The 16417-nt window shown below is 67.6% G+C and carries 19 protein-coding genes; 12 read left to right on the plus strand and 7 right to left on the minus strand.

Annotated elements, in window-relative coordinates:
- Positions 1-3: 3 nt before the first annotated feature.
- The gene (locus GO308_RS08445; protein WP_240885116.1) at positions 4-1743 is read right to left on the minus strand and encodes a hypothetical protein; all 1740 of its coding nucleotides are present in this window, start codon (positions 1741-1743) and stop codon (positions 4-6) included.
- Between the two features lie 362 nt (positions 1744-2105).
- Between GO308_RS08445 and GO308_RS08450 the strand changes: the two genes are divergently transcribed.
- Positions 2106-2882 (plus strand): arginyltransferase, encoded by a 777-nt coding sequence (locus GO308_RS08450; RefSeq protein WP_066476573.1) that lies wholly within the window; start codon positions 2106-2108, stop codon positions 2880-2882.
- Positions 2883-2908: 26 nt separating this feature from the next.
- On the opposite strand, the gene GO308_RS08455 is transcribed toward GO308_RS08450, so the two are convergent.
- The 4 genes from GO308_RS08455 to GO308_RS08470 form a co-directional block, all read right to left on the minus strand.
- Positions 2909-3724, minus strand: a complete 816-nt coding sequence (locus GO308_RS08455) for a transglutaminase family protein (RefSeq protein ID WP_240885117.1) — start codon at positions 3722-3724, stop codon at positions 2909-2911.
- On the minus strand, positions 3724-4659 hold the full coding sequence (locus tag GO308_RS08460; protein ID WP_240885222.1) for an alpha-E domain-containing protein: 936 nt from the start codon (positions 4657-4659) through the stop codon (positions 3724-3726). Before GO308_RS08460 ends, GO308_RS08455 begins: the two co-directional genes overlap by 1 nt.
- 22 nt (positions 4660-4681) lie before the next feature.
- Entirely contained in the window at positions 4682-6172 is a 1491-nt protein-coding gene (locus GO308_RS08465; RefSeq protein ID WP_066476580.1) for a circularly permuted type 2 ATP-grasp protein, read from the minus strand.
- A 108-nt stretch (positions 6173-6280) separates the two neighbouring features.
- Entirely contained in the window at positions 6281-6763 is a 483-nt protein-coding gene (locus GO308_RS08470) for a ClpXP protease specificity-enhancing factor SspB (protein ID WP_066476583.1), read from the minus strand.
- A 70-nt stretch (positions 6764-6833) separates the two neighbouring features.
- On the opposite strand from GO308_RS08470, the gene hisB reads away from it, so the two are divergent.
- The 9 genes from hisB to GO308_RS08515 all read left to right on the plus strand — a co-directional run bounded on the left by hisB (position 6834) and on the right by GO308_RS08515 (position 12786).
- The gene (hisB, locus tag GO308_RS08475; protein WP_066671527.1) at positions 6834-7421 is read left to right on the plus strand and encodes an imidazoleglycerol-phosphate dehydratase HisB; all 588 of its coding nucleotides are present in this window, start codon (positions 6834-6836) and stop codon (positions 7419-7421) included.
- The gene (gene hisH / locus GO308_RS08480; RefSeq protein WP_240885118.1) at positions 7418-8020 is read left to right on the plus strand and encodes an imidazole glycerol phosphate synthase subunit HisH; all 603 of its coding nucleotides are present in this window, start codon (positions 7418-7420) and stop codon (positions 8018-8020) included. Before hisB ends, hisH begins: the two co-directional genes overlap by 4 nt.
- 145 nt (positions 8021-8165) lie before the next feature.
- Entirely contained in the window at positions 8166-8909 is a 744-nt protein-coding gene (hisA, locus tag GO308_RS08485; RefSeq protein ID WP_240885119.1) for a 1-(5-phosphoribosyl)-5-[(5-phosphoribosylamino)methylideneamino]imidazole-4-carboxamide isomerase, read from the plus strand.
- A gap of 67 nt (positions 8910-8976) precedes the next feature.
- On the plus strand, positions 8977-9747 hold the full coding sequence (gene hisF, locus GO308_RS08490; RefSeq protein WP_240885120.1) for an imidazole glycerol phosphate synthase subunit HisF: 771 nt from the start codon (positions 8977-8979) through the stop codon (positions 9745-9747).
- Positions 9748-9875: 128 nt separating this feature from the next.
- Positions 9876-10124: a PEP-CTERM sorting domain-containing protein gene (locus GO308_RS08495; RefSeq protein WP_240885121.1), complete on the plus strand. Its 249-nt coding sequence runs from the start codon at positions 9876-9878 to the stop codon at positions 10122-10124.
- Between the two features lie 36 nt (positions 10125-10160).
- A complete protein-coding gene (locus GO308_RS08500; protein ID WP_240885122.1) occupies positions 10161-10355 on the plus strand; it encodes a hypothetical protein in 195 nt (64 codons plus the stop codon).
- 33 nt (positions 10356-10388) lie between these two features.
- Positions 10389-10703: a phosphoribosyl-ATP diphosphatase gene (locus GO308_RS08505; RefSeq protein ID WP_066476639.1), complete on the plus strand. Its 315-nt coding sequence runs from the start codon at positions 10389-10391 to the stop codon at positions 10701-10703.
- A 43-nt stretch (positions 10704-10746) separates the two neighbouring features.
- The gene (locus GO308_RS08510; RefSeq protein WP_066476642.1) at positions 10747-11124 is read left to right on the plus strand and encodes an HIT domain-containing protein; all 378 of its coding nucleotides are present in this window, start codon (positions 10747-10749) and stop codon (positions 11122-11124) included.
- Positions 11125-11229: 105 nt separating this feature from the next.
- Positions 11230-12786 carry an amino acid permease gene (locus GO308_RS08515; protein ID WP_066476645.1) on the plus strand — a complete coding sequence of 519 codons (1557 nt, stop codon included), beginning with the start codon at positions 11230-11232 and terminating at the stop codon, positions 12784-12786.
- Positions 12787-13007: 221 nt separating this feature from the next.
- Here GO308_RS08515 and GO308_RS08520 read toward each other — a convergent pair whose 3' ends face one another.
- Entirely contained in the window at positions 13008-14006 is a 999-nt protein-coding gene (locus GO308_RS08520; RefSeq protein WP_240885123.1) for an adenosine kinase, read from the minus strand.
- 101 nt (positions 14007-14107) lie between these two features.
- Between GO308_RS08520 and GO308_RS08525 the strand changes: the two genes are divergently transcribed.
- The gene (locus GO308_RS08525; RefSeq protein ID WP_240885124.1) at positions 14108-14785 is read left to right on the plus strand and encodes an EI24 domain-containing protein; all 678 of its coding nucleotides are present in this window, start codon (positions 14108-14110) and stop codon (positions 14783-14785) included.
- Positions 14782-15153: a hypothetical protein gene (locus tag GO308_RS08530; protein ID WP_240885125.1), complete on the plus strand. Its 372-nt coding sequence runs from the start codon at positions 14782-14784 to the stop codon at positions 15151-15153. Before GO308_RS08525 ends, GO308_RS08530 begins: the two co-directional genes overlap by 4 nt.
- A gap of 125 nt (positions 15154-15278) precedes the next feature.
- Here GO308_RS08530 and queG read toward each other — a convergent pair whose 3' ends face one another.
- On the minus strand, positions 15279-16406 hold the full coding sequence (gene queG / locus GO308_RS08535; RefSeq protein WP_066671449.1) for a tRNA epoxyqueuosine(34) reductase QueG: 1128 nt from the start codon (positions 16404-16406) through the stop codon (positions 15279-15281).
- Between the last annotated feature and the right edge of the window lie 11 nt (positions 16407-16417).

Here is a 16417-nt window from a genome sequence, read left to right on the forward strand (position 1 = left end):
GGCTCAGAAGTTCAGCGGCGTCCCTGATTTCGCGGCGACGCGGCGGATCAGCGCGATGTCCTCGGCATAGCCGGGCTGGCCGGCATAGTCGAAGAACTGCTTCAGCACCTGATAATCGCCATCCTGGTTCGACACGCCATAGGGTTTGATCTGGCCGCGATCGAGCGCTTCCTCATGCAGCAACAGGCTCATGCGGAAGAAGTTGGCGGTGATCCGCTTGTATTCGGCGAGCTGCGCGTCGCGCACCGTCGCCGACAGCGCCTGATTGTCCTTGCGGTTCCAGCGGGTCGGCACGTGGCGGTTATAAGCGGTGAAGTAGTTGAACTTGAGGTTGAACGGCTGCGTCGCCCCCTTGGGGTCGGCATCGGGATGGTAGCTGCGGGTGACGAGCCTGAGGCCGGTCTGGAAGGTGCGATGCAGGAAATAGTCGTTCAAGGTCAGCTGGCTCAGCAGATACTCGCCGACCTTGGTCGAATTTGAGCCGTTGACGCGCTGCAGCGCCGGATCGAAACGCAGGCCGAGCATGAACCAGCTGAGCTGCATCGCATCGGTTTCGTCGCGCAAGGTCGCATCGGGACGGACGCTGTCGATGACGAACTGGGGAAAGCCGAGCAGGCGCAACCGGTCGCGCATCGCATCCTTGCCGCCGACATTGCCCGGTAGCCCCCGGCTCGCCTCCGACGGGTCGAAGCCGAAGCGCGCAGTGTCGCCCAGTTCCCAGATGGTGTTGGGCAGCATCTCGGGGAGACGGCCGTTGCCGCTGTCCGGCAGCGTGGCGCGCTTGCCGGCAAAGGCCGCGCGGAATGGTGCCTCCTTGCCCAGATAGGCAAAGGCAATCTGGCCGCGCATGAACGTCGTGCGTCCCATCGCCTGGCTGCGCATCAGGTGCTGGCCGATCAGCGCGTTGCGGTATTTGAGCGCGCTGATCCGCTCGACGCGCCAGCGATCGGCCGGATCGTAAGGATTGAGCCCCGCAAAGGGCTGGGTCAGCGTCTCGACGCCGAAATAGAGTTTCCAGAAATTGAAGTCGCTCGGGTCGGCGAGATACGCGTTCTGAAGCGCCTCCCATTCGGCCGCGCGCGCGGGGATGGCGATGCGCGGCACGTCTGAAATCCAGTCGTCCATCGTGCCTTCGCCGGGGCCATGCGCGATGTCGGCGGACCACAGCGGGAACGGCACACCGACCCGGAGCTTGTCGAAGTCGATCGCCAGGAATTCGTCGCGGGCGCGATGGGCGTCGGCCAGCGTGCGGACCGGCGCGGCACCGGTCGTCACCGGCATGAAGCGGGCCAGCTCGCCGGCGAGCGCGAGGTCGCGTTCGGCACTGGTCGCGCCGGGCAGCACCGCACCCCCGGGCTGGAGCAGGCGGAATGTGCGGGGGTTCTCGGCGGGCAGACTGAACTGGGTGCGCACGAACTTGACGCCGCGTACCAGCGCCCGCGCCTCGACTTCGCTGGCGCCGTCGATCATCGCGCGGCGGACGATCTCGGAATCGCTCGTCCCGATCCGGGCGAGGTCGAAGAAGTCGGCACCGTGACACGCGACGCAGCTGTCCTTCTCCCGCACCTTGCGCCACATCGCGAGTGCTGCTGCATAATCGTCGGGCGTCGTCTCGCCATCGGTCCGGAAGCTGACCTGCCGTGTGCCCTGGGGTGTCTCGACGACGGTCGTGACGACGCCCGGATCGCCCTCCTCGAAGCAGCCGGCCACCAGGCACGCGAGGAGGACGGGCGCGAAGGACAAGCGCAGGCGAAATGCGGCGCGACGAGCGCCCCCGGAAACCGACATCGGCATATGACCCCCTCACAAAAAGCGTGATTCGACACGGGCTTGCGATGCTGACACCCCGGGGTGCAGCTGCACGGATACATAGCCGCAATCGTCGGTAACCGCAGCTTACGAAAACTGCTTACCGGGTGATAAGGCGCAATATCGCGAAACCGAAGGCGTCGACCTCGGCCCCGGTACCGCGTGGACGGGTGCGGCGGGCGCGTTAACCATCATTATTGGTAAACACGCTTTTCACGAAGCTTTGTTCACCGCATATTCGCTTTCGACGCGTAGCAGGCCCGGCATCGTCCGGGGTTGAGCAGAAGGGTTGACGGGTGAGCGCACCGTTCAGATTTCCCCGGTTTTTCGTGACCAGCCCGACGCCCTGCCCCTATCTGCCGGGTCGGCAGGAGCGAAAGGTCTTCACCGAGCTGAACGGACCGCACGCCGGCGAACTGAACGACGCGCTCGGCCGGATCGGCTTCCGCCGCAGCCAGTCGGTCGCCTATCGTCCGTCCTGTGCGGGCTGTTCCGCCTGTGTCTCGGTCCGCGTCGTCACCGGCCAGTTCAAGCCCAATGCCACCCAGCGCAAGCTGCTCAAGCGTCACGGCGACCTGGAAGTCACCGCCTGCCGCCCATGGGCGACCGGCGAGCAGTTCGAGCTGCTGCGCCGTTATCTGTCGGCGCGCCACCCCGGCGGCGGCATGACCCAGATGGACGAGCATGACTATGCCGACATGGTCGAACAGAGCCCGGTCCGCAGCTTCGTCATCGAATATCGCGAGCCGTCCGTGGGCGGCACGCCGGGCCGGCTGGTCGGCGCGTGCATCACCGACCAGCAGGGCGACGGGCTGTCGATGATCTACAGCTTCTTCCTGGCCGACGACGAACGGCGCCAGGGGCTGGGCAATTACATCATCCTCGACCACATCCTGCGTGCCCGTGCGGCCGGCCTGCCCTATGTCTATCTGGGCTATTGGGTGAAGGGGTCGCAGCGCATGGCGTACAAGGCGCGCTTCCGTCCGCTCGAGACGCTGGGCCCGATGGGCTGGATGGCGCTCAACGATCCAGTCGATCCCGCCGTGCAGCCGCGCGCCCACCAGCCGGCCTGAGTCGCGCGCGGCATCGCCGCAGTCGTTCAGCCCTGGCCGTCCACGTCGCCTTCGGTAAGCTCCACATCGCTGGCGGTGCCATGATCGCCGCTGCGCGCCTCCGCGATGAAGGCCGCGCCATGGGCATCGAGGCCAATCGCGCCGCGAACATGCGTCTCGGCGGGTGACTCGCCGGCTTCCGGGTCGAAGCCGATCCAGCCGATGCCGGCGACATGCGCCTCCGCCCAGGCATGGGGGTACAGCGTCGCGCCGCCATCGCCGATCGCGCGATAGCCCGACACGAAGCGCGCGGGCAGGCCCAGGCAGATCGCTGCGGCGATGAAGAGTTGCGCCGCCTCCCGCGTGCTTCCGCTCATGCCTTCGACCGTTTCGCTGGCGGGACGCGCGTGGGCGCGCCCGTCGACCGCCGCGAAGGTGAATCCGGCATGGATCGCACCGTTCAGGCGGTGCGCACGATCGAGCGGGTCGCCTTCGCCCGCCAGATCGCGGGCAAGTTCGCCCAGCCGCGCGGTGCAGCGCGTCGCCTCCGTCGTGCGCAGATAGAAGATCGGCGGCAGCGGCTCGGCCGATCCGGTCACCGCGCCCGAGAACGGCGTCGTCAGCACGTCGCCGGTGACGGTCAGCTCGACCGCGTCGACCGGCCCGGTCGCATAGAGCATCGTCACCTGATTGCCGAAACCGTCGATACCGTGACGCAGGCGCGCATCGCAGCTGACGTCCAGATGCCAGGCCACGACCGATTGGTGGTCGGTATCGCCCGGCATCAGCCGCAGCAGCTGGATCAGCCGGTTCTGCGGCTGGTCGAAGCGGCGGACGCTGTGGTGGGCGAGCGACAGGCGCATCAGGGAAACCGGAACTGCCGCGCGATCGCGTCGCCGATCAGGTCGTTTTCGCGGATGAAGTTTTCGAGATACTCGTGAAGGCCGCTCAGGATCACCTCGGACCCGCGCGTCTTCTGCATCCGGTTCATCCGCGCGCGCGCCATGCGCCCCGCCTCGCCCTGAAGCCCGGTTTCCTTGGCGAGCAGGCTCAGCATCTCCAGCGCCTCCTCCGCGCTTGCCGCCAGCGACCGCGGCAGCTCGCGCCGGGTGAGCAGCAGGTCGATGACCAGCTCGGGCCTCAGCCCCTCGGTATAGACCCAGCGATAGGCGGTCACCGCCGACACCGTCTGCAGGATCGTCGTCCACTGGTCACGATCGATCACGCCGCCGACCGGCTCGCCCGCGGGCAGGAGCAGGTGGTATTTGACGTCGATCAGCCGCGCGGTGTTGTCGGCGCGCTCGATCGCTGCGCCAAGGCGGATGAACCACGTCGCCTCGTTGCGCATCATCCGCGTCACCGCACCGTCGAACCCGCGCGTCTCCGCCTTGACCGCCTCGACCAGATTGAGCGTCGCGGCCGATCCGCCGGGGCTGGTGCGGTTGTGAAAGATCAGCCAGGCGCGGTTGATCGCGGTCCACGCGTCGCGAGTCAGCGCGGTGCGCACCGCGCGGGCGTTGTTGCGCGCGGCCTCCAGGCATCGGATGATCGACCCGGGGTGGCTGGCGTCCAGCGTCAGGAAGCGGGCGACATTCTGGGGCGTCAGCGTGTGATCGGTCGCGGCGAACGATTCCTCGCAATAGGTGACGGTCAGCGCGCTCTGCCACGCCGCCTCGCCCGCGGGCCGGGCGGACAGCGCGTCGAGCCGGATCGTCGCCTCGACCAGCCGGGCGATGAAGTCGGCGCGCTCGACATAGCGCCCCAGCCAGTAGAGCGAGGCCGCGGCGCGCGACAGCATCAGCATGGCGCACGCCGCACGGTCACGCCCCGCCCCCCTGCTGGAACTGGAACTGCGCCTGGACCGCGTCGGCGGGCGCGCGATCGGGCAACAGCACGAAGCTGTCCTTGGTCCCGCCGCCCTGGCTGGAATTGACCACCAGCGAACCCGGCTTGAGCGCGACGCGGGTCAGTCCGCCGGGCACGACCTGAACCCCGCCGCTGCCGGTCAGCACGAACGGACGGAAGTCGACATGACGCGGCGCGATGCCCTGATCGGTAAAGGTCGGCACGGTCGACAGCGCCAGTGTCGGCTGGGCGATGTAGCGTTGCGGCTCGGCGATCAGCGCGGCACGGAACGTCTCGATCTCCGCCTTGCTGGCGGTGGGGCCGACCAGCATGCCGTAGCCACCCGACCCGTCGACCAGCTTGACCACCACTTCGTCGAGATGGTCGAGCACATATTTGAGCGCGTCGGGTTCGCGGCAGCGCCAGGTTTCGACATTGGGCAGCTTGGCCTCGCCCCCCGAATAAAAGCGCACGATGTCGGGCATGTAGCTGTAGATCGCCTTGTCGTCCGCGATGCCGTTGCCCGGCGCGTTGAGCAGCGTGACGTTGCCCGCGCGATAGGCCGCCATGATGCCGGGCACGCCCAGCATCGAATCGGGACGAAAGACCAGTGGATCGAGAAAGTCGTCGTCGATGCGGCGATAGATGACGTCGACCTGCACGGGCCCGGCGATCGTCTGCATGAACACGCGGTCGTCGTCGACGATCAGGTCGGCGGCCTCGACCAGCGGGACGCCCATCGAATCGGCCAGGAAGCTGTGCTCGTAATAGGCAGAGTTGAAATGGCCCGGCGTCAGCACGACGCAGGCCGGTTCCCCCCTGCATCCCGGCGGCGCGACCGAACGCATGGTTTCCAGCAGCCGGTCGGGATAGCTGTCGACCGCCGCGACCCGGAAACTGCGGAACAGCTCCGGGCACAGCCGGATCATCGCCTCGCGATTTTCCAGCATGTAGGAGACGCCCGAGGGGGTGCGCGCATTGTCCTCCAGCACGAAGAACTGGTCGGGGCCGGTACGCACCAGGTCGATGCCGCAGATATGCGCCCAGATGCCGCGCGGCGGGCGGATGCCGACCACTTCGGGTCGAAACTGGGCGTTGCAGAAGATCAGCTCGGGCGGCAGCACGCCTTCGGCCAGGATGCGCCGCGCGCCATAGATGTCGTCGAGGAAGGCGTTGATCGCCTCGACCCGCTGAACCAGCCCATCCGACAGCCGCGCCCATTCGTCCGCCAGAAAGACGCGCGGAATCATGTCGAACGGGATGATGCGTTCGGATGCGTCGCGATCGCCATAAACGGCGAAGGTGATGCCAAGCTGGCGGAACATCGTCTCTGCGGCCGCCAGCCGCCGTTCAAGCTCGCCGGGCGGCGTTTCGTGCATCCATGCGGCGAGTTCGGAAAGCTCGGACCGCGGCGCGTTCGGGCCGCTGGTCCCCCAGATTTCGTCGAACGCTGCGCGCGCTGCCATCCGCTCTCCCGCCGGCCGGATTTGGATTGAGTGACCATGCTGCCCGCGTCTGTTGCAACGCACAAGGCCTAATGCGCGGGTAGGCGGCACGCCGTGCCGCGCGCCGACCTATTTCTTACGCTTGAAATCCACCGCGACGACGTTCGACCCGTCGTCGGCGGGCTTGACCGCGGGGCCGTCATTTTCCGCTTCCTCGTGCGGGCCGGGGCCCTCGGGACCGTCAGACACATGAAAGCGCAGCTCGAAATTGACCGCGGGATCATGGAACCCGGTCACCGCCGAAAACGGAATCGTCAGTGTCGACGGAACCTGGTTGAAGCTGAGCCCGACCGAAAAGCGCCCGTCGTCGACCTTGAGATCCCAGAAGCGGTTCTGGAGTACGATCGTCATTTCGTCGGGGAAACGCTCGGTCAGCCGCTGGGGGATGTCGACGCCCGGCGCGCCGGTCTTGAAGGTGATGTAGAAATGGTGCTGACCGGGCAGCCCGCCCTGTTCGGCGACCGAGCCCAGCACGCGCCCGACGACCGCGCGCAATGCCTCCTGGACGATCTCGTCATAGGGAATCAGGCTGTCGGGTACGTTGGATGACATTGCGTCTAGCTACCCGTCCCAGCGTGTGGGTCAAGATTGCACCGGCGCGAACGCACGCTATGTGGACCTCATGCGCACCGCCACCCTCAACCGATCGACCCAGGAAACCCAGATCGACGTGACCGTCGATCTCGACGGGTCGGGCAGTTACGACATTTCCACCGGGATCGGCTTTTTCGACCATATGCTCGAACAGCTTTCCCGGCATTCGCTCATCGACCTCAAGGTCAAGACGGTCGGCGACCTGCATATCGACCAGCATCACACGGTCGAGGATACCGCGCTGGCGATCGGCGCGGCGGTCGCGCAGGCGCTGGGCGACAAGAAGGGCATCCGCCGCTATGGCGACGCGCTGTCGCCGATGGACGAGACGCTGACCCGCGTCGCGATCGACATTTCCGGGCGCCCCTGGCTCGTGTTCAAGACCGAGTTCACCCAGAAGCGGCTGGGCGAGATGGACACCGAGATGTTCGAGCATTTTTTCCACAGCTTCGCGCAAAGCGCGGGCGTGACGCTGCATGTCGAGACACTGTACGGCCAGAACAACCATCACATTGCCGAAAGCGCCTTCAAGGGGCTGGCCCGCGCGCTGCGCCAGGCGGTCGAGATCGACGCACGCAAGGCCGACGCGATCCCGTCGACCAAAGGTACGCTGTGAGCGTCGCGCTGATCGATTACGGCGCGGGCAATCTCCATTCGGTCCACAACGCCCTGATCGCGGCGGGTGCGCGCGCCGTTGCGGTCACCGCCGATCCAGATGCCGTGCTGGCGGCCGATCGCATCGTCCTGCCCGGCGTCGGCGCGTTCCGGGCGTGCATGGACGGGCTGGCGGCGTTGCCCGGCATGATCGACGCGCTGCAGGCGCGTGTCATCAAAGGCGGCGCGCCCTTTTTGGGCGTATGCGTCGGCATGCAGCTGATGGCCGACATCGGCGAGGAGTTCGGCGCGCATCGCGGGCTCGGCTGGGTGCGCGGGCGCGTGCGCACGCTCACGCCGTCGCCCGAGCTTCGCGTGCCGCATATGGGCTGGAACGACGTCGTGCCGGTCGCGCCGCACGCGCTGATTCAGCCGGGCGAAGCCTATTTCCTGCACAGCTTCGCGTTCGACGGCGACGAGGTGATCGCCACCACCGATCATGGCGGCCCGGTCACCGCCGCGATCGGCCGCGACAATGTACTGGGCGTGCAGTTCCACCCGGAAAAGAGCCAGCGCTACGGCATCGCGCTGCTGGAAAGGTTTCTTGAATGGCGGCCGTGAACCACCTGATCCTCCCCGAGCTGCGCTCGGGGAGGGGGACCGCGCGCCAAAGGCGCGGGGTGGAGGAGCCGGGCGGCGAGGGAATACCCCTCCCCCATTCGCTGCGCGAATGGTCCCCCTCCCCGAGCAAGCTCGGGGAGGAATGATGACCCCCCTCATCCTCTTTCCCGCCATCGACCTGAAGGGCGGTCAGGTCGTGCGCCTGGCCGAAGGGGACATGGCGCGTGCCACCGTTTATGGCGACGATCCGGCCGCCCAGGCGCGGCTGTTTGCCGAAGCGGGCGCGGACTGGCTGCACATGGTCGATCTCGACGGCGCCTTTGCCGGACGATCGGTCAACGGCGAAGCGGTCGCGGGCGCGATCGAGGCGTTCCCCGGCAAGGTACAGCTCGGCGGCGGCATCCGCGACATGGCCGGGGTCGAGCGCTGGCTGGCGCTGGGCGTGGCACGCGTGGTGATCGGGACCGCTGCGCTGAAGGACCCCGATTTCGTGAAAGCCGCGGCGCGTGCGTATCCCGGCCGGATCGTCGTCGGTGTCGATGCGCGCGACGGCATGGTCGCGACCGAGGGTTGGGCCGACGTGTCCGATGTCGCCGCGGTCGACCTGGCCCGCCGCTTCGAGGATGCGGGCGTCGCGGCCCTGCTGTTCACCGATGTCGGTCGCGACGGGCTGCTCAAGGGGTGCAATGTCGAGGCGACGGTGGCGCTCGCCCGCGCGGTGTCGATCCCGGTGATCGCCAGCGGCGGCGTTGCGGGAATGGCCGACATCCACGCGCTGGTCCGCCATGTCGGCGACGGCGTCGAAGGCGTCATCACCGGCCGCGCGCTCTATGACGGCCGGCTCGATCTGGCCGAGGCGATTGCGGTGGCGCGGGGGCAGGAAGCATGAGCGGCACTGCAACTGACTTCGGCTCCCACATCCGTTCGTTGATCTTGTTAAGCGTCGAGTTCCCCGGATGACCGTCCGGGCGCGCGTCATCCCCTGTCTCGACGTCGCCGGCGGGCGCGTGGTCAAGGGCGTCAATTTCGTCGCGTTGCGCGACGCGGGCGATCCGGTCGAGCAGGCGCGCGCCTATGACGCAGCGGGTGCGGACGAGCTCTGCTTCCTCGACATCACCGCCAGCCACGAAGCGCGCGGCACGATGGTCGATGTCGTGCGCCGGGTCGCGCAGGTCTGCTTCATGCCGGTCACCGTTGGCGGCGGCGTGCGCGCGCCCGAGGACGCGCGCGCGCTGCTGCTCGCGGGCGCAGACAAGGTCGCGGTCAATTCCGCCGCGGTTGCCAGGCCCGAACTGGTTGCCGACATCGCCGACCGGTTCGGCGCGCAATGCGTCGTCGGCGCGATCGACGCGCGAAGGAATGGCGACGGGTGGGAGGTGTTCACCCATGGCGGACGCAAGCCGACGGGCATCGATGCGGTCGAACATGCCGTGCGCCTCGCCAGCCTGGGCGCGGGCGAGCTGCTGGTCACGTCGATGGACCGCGACGGCACCCGTGACGGCTATGACCTGGCGCTGACCCGCGCGATCGCCGATGCGGTGACGGTGCCGGTAATCGCCAGCGGCGGGGTCGGCAAGCTCGACGATCTGGTCGCCGGCATTCGCGACGGCCATGCGAGCGCGGTGCTTGCCGCGTCGATCTTCCATTTCGGCGAGGCGACGGTGGGCGACGCCCATGCCGCGCTCGCGGCCGCAGGCATCGCCGTGCGACGGCCGATTGTCGGCTGAGCTTACACTTCACGCACTCACGCCGCCGCGATTAACCAATGCTTCGCCCGGTTTCGGCGACTTTGCGAGAATCGGCACCGTTCTTGATTAAGCATGATGCGGATGGACCGTTGACCAGGGAGAGATCAATGAAGCCACTCGTTCAAACCGCCATCATCGTCGCCGCGCTGGCGCTGCCCGCGGGACTCGCGAGCGCCTATGACAAGCCGCCCTCGCATCCTCCCCGCACCGGATCATCGGGCGGATCGACCGGAGGGTCCTCGGGCGGCAAGCCCGCAGCTGTGCCGGAGCCGGCCGAGATGGCACTGTTCGGCATGGGCATCGCCGGTCTGGTCGCCGGTCGCTGGATCGGGCGGCGCCGCAAGGCGCAGGGCTGACGCTTCCTTAACTGCCCGCGTTGCAGGGTGGCGGGCATGCCAAGCATGGTTCGCCACCCCATTCCGGCGCTAGCGCTCTGGTTCGCGCTGAACGCCGCCAGCCCGGCAGACGGCTTCGAGGCCTCGGACGCGGCGACGTTCGGCTTCGTGGCGATCGGCCTTTGGGTCGCGCGCCGGGCGCTGCGGCATCGCTTTCGTCGCGACAGGGCGTCCGAAACCGAGCGGGATTGACGCCGGCGCGCCGCAGCGGGCAAAGCCGCGCGCATGGACGATCGCCTGAACCTGTTGGAATCGATGATCCGCAGCCGGATGAGCGGCGATCCGGCGACGTCCTATGTCGCGCGCCTGCACGCCGCGGGCCGGGCGAAGATCGCGCAGAAGGTCGGCGAGGAAGCGGTCGAGACCGTGATCGCGGCGATCGCCGACGATCGCGCGGCGCTGACGTCCGAAGCCGCCGACCTGATGTTCCACCTGATCGTGCTGCTTGCCGATGCGGGGCTCGGCCTCGACGATGTCCGCGCCGAGCTCGCCCGGCGCGAGGGCGTGTCGGGCCTGGTCGAAAAGGCCGCGCGAACGTGACCGCCGCCTGCTCCAGCGCGTAAAGTTCGAGGATTCATCGCCCATGCCGATCGATGCCACCCAGCCCTATGACGACGCCAACATCTTTGCACGCATCTTGCGCGGCGAGATACCGGCGACGCGGGTGTACGAGGACGATCACGCGCTCGCCTTCAACGACATCAACCCGCAGGCGCCGACGCATGTGCTGGTGATCCCCAAGGGCCGGTACGTCAGCTGGGACGATTTCAGCGCCCGGGCGAGCGACGCGGAGATCGCCGGGTTCATCCGCGCGGTCGGCGCGGTGGCGCGCGCCGCCGGGCTGGTTGCGCCGGGCTATCGCCTGCTCGCCAATATCGGGCGCGATGCGCATCAGGAAGTCCCGCACCTGCACGTCCACATCTTTGCCGGGCAACCGCTTGGGCCGATGCTGGCGCGGTAAATGGCGCGAAAAGGATTGCACGGGCGCGGTTTGCGTCTAGGCTTCGCCAATTCAACATTTCACGGGACGGCAAGAGCCGCCCGCGACCCAAGGGGATTTGACTGAATGAAGTTTGCGCGCGTCAAGCCACTCGACGCCATCCTGGCGACCGCCAAGGCGAAATCGCTCGAGCCGACACTGGGCTGGTTCCAGCTGACCCTGTTCGGCATCGGCTGCGTCATCGGGACCGGGATTTTCGTGCTCACCTCCGCCGGTGCGCAGAAGGCGGGACCCGGCCTAATGCTCGCCTTCGCCATTGCCGGCGCGATCTGCATCGTCGCCGCGCTCTGCTACGCGGAAATTGCCGCCATGATCCCGGTGGCGGGTTCAGCCTATACCTATACCTATTCGGTAATGGGCGAATTGCTCGCCTGGACGGTCGGCTGGGCGCTGGTGCTTGAATATGCGGTGGCGGCCAGCGCGGTGTCGGTGGGCTGGTCGGGCTATTTCACCGGGACGATATTGAACCAGTTTTTCGGGATACAGCTGCCGGCCTGGCTGGCGGGCGGACCACTCGCGCTGGGTGGTGTCGAGGGCGGTTTGATCAACCTGCCGGCCGTCGTCATCGCGCTGCTCGTCACCTGGCTGCTGATGATCGGCACCAATGAATCGGCGCGCGTCAACGCGATCCTGGTCGCGATCAAGGTGACCGCGCTGACCGTGTTCATCATCCTGACGCTGCCCAAGTCGGAAATGGCCAATTTCAACCCGTTCCTGCCCGCTGGCGTGTTCGGCGGCTTTGGCTCCGGCATCGGTGCCGTGGGCGCGGCGGCGACGATCTTCTTCGCCTATGTCGGCTTCGACGCGGTGTCGACCGCGGCCGAGGAAACCAAGAACCCGCAGCGCAACGTACCGATCGGGCTGATCGGGTCGCTCGGCTTCTGCACCGTTTTCTACATTCTGGTCGCGGCCGGGGCGATCGGCACCATCGGCGGCCAGCCGATCGTCGGGCCCAACGGCATCCCCTTCCCCGCCGGTTCGGAGGAACTGGCGCGCCAATGTGCACTCCCGCAATATGCCGAGGCGCTGGTCTGCTCGAACGAGGCGCTGGCGCATGTGCTGCGCCAGATCGGCTTCTCGTCGATCGGCAACATGCTGGGCATCGCCGCCTTCGTCGCCCTGCCCTCGGTCATCCTGATCCTGCTGTTCGGCCAGACGCGCATCTTCTTCGTCATGTCGCGCGACGGTCTTCTGCCGGAGGGGCTGTCGAAGATTCACCCCAAGTGGAAGACGCCCTATGTCGTCACCGCGCTGACCGGCGGCGTGGTCGCATTCGCCGCGGCGTTTCTGCCGGTCGGCCAGCTTGCCGACATCGCCAATGCCGGCACGCTCTATGCCTTCATGATGGTCGCGATCGCGGTGATGATGCTGCGCCGGACCGAACCCAATCGCGAGCGCCGGTTCAAGACGCCGATGCTGTGGCTGATCGGGCCGCTGACGATCGCCGGCTGCATCTTCCTGTTCCTCAACCTGCCGTTCGAAGCGATGCTCGTGCTGCCCGCCTGGGGCGCGATCGGTCTCGTGATCTATTACGCGTACAGCTACAAGGCGAGCCATGTCGGCAAGGGGATCATCACCGTCGTCGACCTGGACGACGTGAAGGAGCATGTGCCCAACGTGTGATGCTGTCAGTTGCAGTCCTTCGATACGGGTCTTCGCCAGGCCCAGCCCCTACTCAGGATGAACGGGTTGGGACTGAGGACGAAATTTTCTAGACAGCGAAAAGGCCGGGGAGCGCTCCCCGGCCTTTTTGGTTGTTGAGAACCAGATCACCCTGGCTCACCCCTCCCCTTCAGGGGAGGGGCTTAACCGGGCCAAGTTGGTGACAAAACGCGCCTGCCAGTTCAGCCCAGCTTCTGCGCCACCAGCGCCTTCAAATCGACCTCGGGCCGGGCGCCATAGTGGCTGATGATCTCTGCCGCGCAGATCGCGCCCATGCGCAGCGACGTGGCCACATCGCGCCCCTGGGCCTGACCATGAAGGAAGCCCGCCGCGAACAGGTCGCCCGCGCCCGTCGTGTCGACGACCCGGTCGATCGGCTCGGCAGCAACCTCCACGCGCGCGCCGTCCTGGACCGCGATCGCGCCCTTCTCGCTACGGGTCACGACCAGGGTAGGCACCTGCGCCGCCGCGCTGGCAACGGCGGCGTCGAAATCGTCGGTCCGGCACAGTGCGAGCAGCTCGTTTTCATTGGCGAACAGGATGTCGATCAACCCGTCGGCCATCAGCGCGCGGAAATCGTCGCCGTGGCGGCTGATGCAGAACACGTCCGAAAGCGTGAACGCGACGCGGCGCCCGGCGGTTCGGGCAATGTCGATCCCGGCGCGCATCGCCCGGCGCGGCTCTTCAGGGTCCCACAAGTAGCCTTCGAGATACAGGATCGCCGCGTTGGCGATCAGGTCGCGGTCCAATGCCGCCTCGGGCAGGAATTGGGACGCGCCCAGAAACGTGTTCATCGTCCGCTGGCCATCGGGAGTGACGAAGATCAGGCAGCGCGCGGTGGTCGGCGCGCCGGACCGCACCGGGGTGTCGTAGCGGATGCCCGACGCGCGGATGTCGTGGGCAAAGACCTGGCCGAGCTGGTCGTCGGCGACCTGGCCGATGAAACCGCACTTGCCGCCGAGCGTCGCGATGCCGGCGACGGTGTTCGCGGCCGAACCACCCGATACCTCGCGACCGGGGCCCATCTTGGCATAGAGCGCGTCGGCCTCCTCCGGCGAGAACACCAGTTGCATGGATCCCTTGGTCATCCCCTCCTGGACGATGAAGGCGTCATCGGCCTGGGCAAGGATGTCGACGATCGCATTGCCGATGGCGACAACATCATAGGCGGCTTCGGTCACTCGGGTCTCCGGTCGGTTCGGGTTGGCGGCGCCGTAGCCAGTGGGCCGGCGTCGCGCAACCGCGTTGACGCGCGCCGCCGGCCCAGTCCAAACGGTGCGCGATGCTGAACGCACTCATCCTGTCGCTGCGCCAGCTCGACGATCGTCCCGTGTGGAGCGTGATGCTCAAGTCGTTCGCGGTAACGGTCGCGCTGTTCGCGGCACTCGGTCCGCTATGCTGGTGGCTTGCACGGCGCGCGGCCGGCTGGGCGGGCGGCACCGGATGGTGGCAGGAGCTGGCCGGCGCCGTCGCGGTGCTGGCGGTGGTGCTGGGTGCATGGTTGCTGTTCCGGGCGGTTGCGGTCGCGGTCATCGGCATGTTCGGCGACCAGATCGTGCGCGCGGTCGAGGCCCGGCATTATCCCGACCGGCTGGCGAGCGCCCGCGATGTCGCGTTCCTGCCCTCGCTGCGCATGGCGATCGCATCCGCCGCGCGCGCGATCGGCTTCAACCTGTTGCTCGCGCCGGTCTATCTGATCCTGCTGTTCACCGCGATCGGCCCGGCCATCGCGTTCTTCGCGGTAAACAGCTGGCTGCTTGGCCGCGACCTGGGCGACATGATCGCGGCACGTCACCTGCCCCTCGATGCATTGCCCGACTGGCGGGCGCGCACCCGCGGGGAGCGGCTGGTCCTGGGCGCAATCGGCACCGCGCTGTTCCTCGTCCCGATTCTCAATCTCGCAGCGCCGATCCTGGGCGCGGCGATGGCCACGCATCTGTTTCACCGGAGGAAATCGTGAATTATCCGCCCCGCTCCGTCCTGATCGCCACCGCGTTGCTGATGAGCGGATGCGCGGCGGTGCCCCCGCCCGCCACTGCGCCGCGCGCGGTCGCGCCGCCGACCTACCGCACCGCCGGGCTTGAGCGGGTGCTGGGCCAGAACGAAGCCGCGCTGGTCCGCGCGTTCGGCAAGCCGATCCTGGAGACGAGCGAGGGCGTGGGCCGCAAGCTGCAGTTCGGCAGCGGGCTGTGCGTGCTCGACACCTATCTCTATCCCCCCAACGCCGACGGCAGCGGCGTACCGGTGGTCAAGCACATCGACGCGCGCCAGCGCAGCGGCGGCCCGATCGACCGGGCAAGTTGCGTCGCGGCACTGACCCGGCGGTAGGGGTATATTCGGCGCATCCTTCGCCCCAATCCCGTCGCCCCGGCGAAGGCTGGGGCTTCCCGCCGCGCCGGCGCGCTGTCGTTCGCGCAAGATGCCAGCCTTTTCTGGCATGACGCCGATTGGTTTCAGGACCCAAGTGCATTCCACTCCGCCAACACATCCGCGTCGATCTCCGCCCCCGCTCGGACCGCACGCTCCGCCGCCGCACGCGCCGGATCGAGCTGCGCCAACGCCCACACGGCCGCACCGCGTACGACCGGTGCGGGATCGTCGAGCAGCGCCACCGCCACCCCCTGGGATGCCGCATCGCCGCTGTTGCCCAGCGCGATCAGACAGTTGCGCGCCATGCGGTCGCGGCCGATCCGCTTGATCGGCGACCCGGCAAACACCTGGCGAAAGCCGGCGTCGTCGAGCGCGAGCAGGTCGCCGAGCATGGGCGCGGCAAGCTCGGCGCGCGGCGCAAAGGCGCGGTTGGCGGCGGCGGCGTGCGCGAACTTGTTCCACGGGCACACCGCCAGGCAATCGTCGCAGCCATAGATACGATTGCCGATCGCGGCACGAAATTCATGGGGAATCGGCCCCTTATGCTCGATGGTTAAATAGGAGATGCAACGTCGCGCATCGAGGCGATAGGGGGCGGGAAACGCATCCGTCGGACAGGCCGCGTGACAGGCGCTGCACGAGCCACAGCGGTCGGCGCCCGGCGAGTCGGGCGCAAGATCGAGCGTCGTGTAGATTGCGCCCAGGAACAGCCAGCTGCCATGGTCGCGGCTGACCAGATTGGTATGCTTGCCCTGCCATCCCAGGCCCGCGGCTTCGGCGAGCGGCTTTTCCATGACGGGCGCGGTGTCGACGAATATCTTGAGCGGTGCGCCCGCCGTATCCGCCAGCCAGCGGCCCAGCGCCTTGAGCGCGCGCTTGACCACGTCGTGATAGTCCGCGCCCTGGGCATAGACCGAGATCCGGCCGCGATCCCCCGCCCCCGCCAATGCCAGCGGATCGGTCGCCGGGGCATAGCTCATGCCGAGCGCGATCACCGATCGGACGTCCGGCCATAGGCCGGCGGGGCTGGAGCGCTGGTCGGCGCGTTCCTCCATCCAGATCATCGACCCGTGACAACCGTCCGTCAGCCAGCGGCGCAGGCGCTCGCCGGCGCGCGGTGCGGCGTCGGCCGGCGCGATTCCGCACGCGACAAAGCCCAGTTCGGCGGCTTTCGCCCTGATTCGTGCTTCCAGTGGCTTGTGTTCGGACACATCCCCCCGCT

It is taken from the genome of Sphingomonas sp. SFZ2018-12, from assembly GCF_022496715.1.
In the GTDB taxonomy this organism is placed as follows: domain Bacteria; phylum Pseudomonadota; class Alphaproteobacteria; order Sphingomonadales; family Sphingomonadaceae; genus Sphingomonas.

Coding starts and splice junctions, on each gene's coding strand:
- GO308_RS08455 (WP_240885117.1), bottom strand. CDS start 3,724: ATGCGCCTGTCGCTCGCCCACCACAGCGTCCGCCGCTTCGACCAGCCG.
- GO308_RS08460 (WP_240885222.1), bottom strand. CDS start 4,659: ATGCTGTCGCGCGCCGCGGCCTCGCTCTACTGGCTGGGGCGCTATGTC.
- GO308_RS08465 (WP_066476580.1), bottom strand. CDS start 6,172: ATGGCAGCGCGCGCAGCGTTCGACGAAATCTGGGGGACCAGCGGCCCG.
- GO308_RS08470 (WP_066476583.1), bottom strand. CDS start 6,763: ATGTCATCCAACGTACCCGACAGCCTGATTCCCTATGACGAGATCGTC.
- hisB (WP_066671527.1), top strand. CDS start 6,834: ATGCGCACCGCCACCCTCAACCGATCGACCCAGGAAACCCAGATCGAC.
- hisA (WP_240885119.1), top strand. CDS start 8,166: ATGACCCCCCTCATCCTCTTTCCCGCCATCGACCTGAAGGGCGGTCAG.
- hisF (WP_240885120.1), top strand. CDS start 8,977: ATGACCGTCCGGGCGCGCGTCATCCCCTGTCTCGACGTCGCCGGCGGG.
- GO308_RS08495 (WP_240885121.1), top strand. CDS start 9,876: ATGAAGCCACTCGTTCAAACCGCCATCATCGTCGCCGCGCTGGCGCTG.
- GO308_RS08500 (WP_240885122.1), top strand. CDS start 10,161: ATGCCAAGCATGGTTCGCCACCCCATTCCGGCGCTAGCGCTCTGGTTC.
- GO308_RS08505 (WP_066476639.1), top strand. CDS start 10,389: ATGGACGATCGCCTGAACCTGTTGGAATCGATGATCCGCAGCCGGATG.
- GO308_RS08510 (WP_066476642.1), top strand. CDS start 10,747: ATGCCGATCGATGCCACCCAGCCCTATGACGACGCCAACATCTTTGCA.
- GO308_RS08515 (WP_066476645.1), top strand. CDS start 11,230: ATGAAGTTTGCGCGCGTCAAGCCACTCGACGCCATCCTGGCGACCGCC.
- GO308_RS08525 (WP_240885124.1), top strand. CDS start 14,108: ATGCTGAACGCACTCATCCTGTCGCTGCGCCAGCTCGACGATCGTCCC.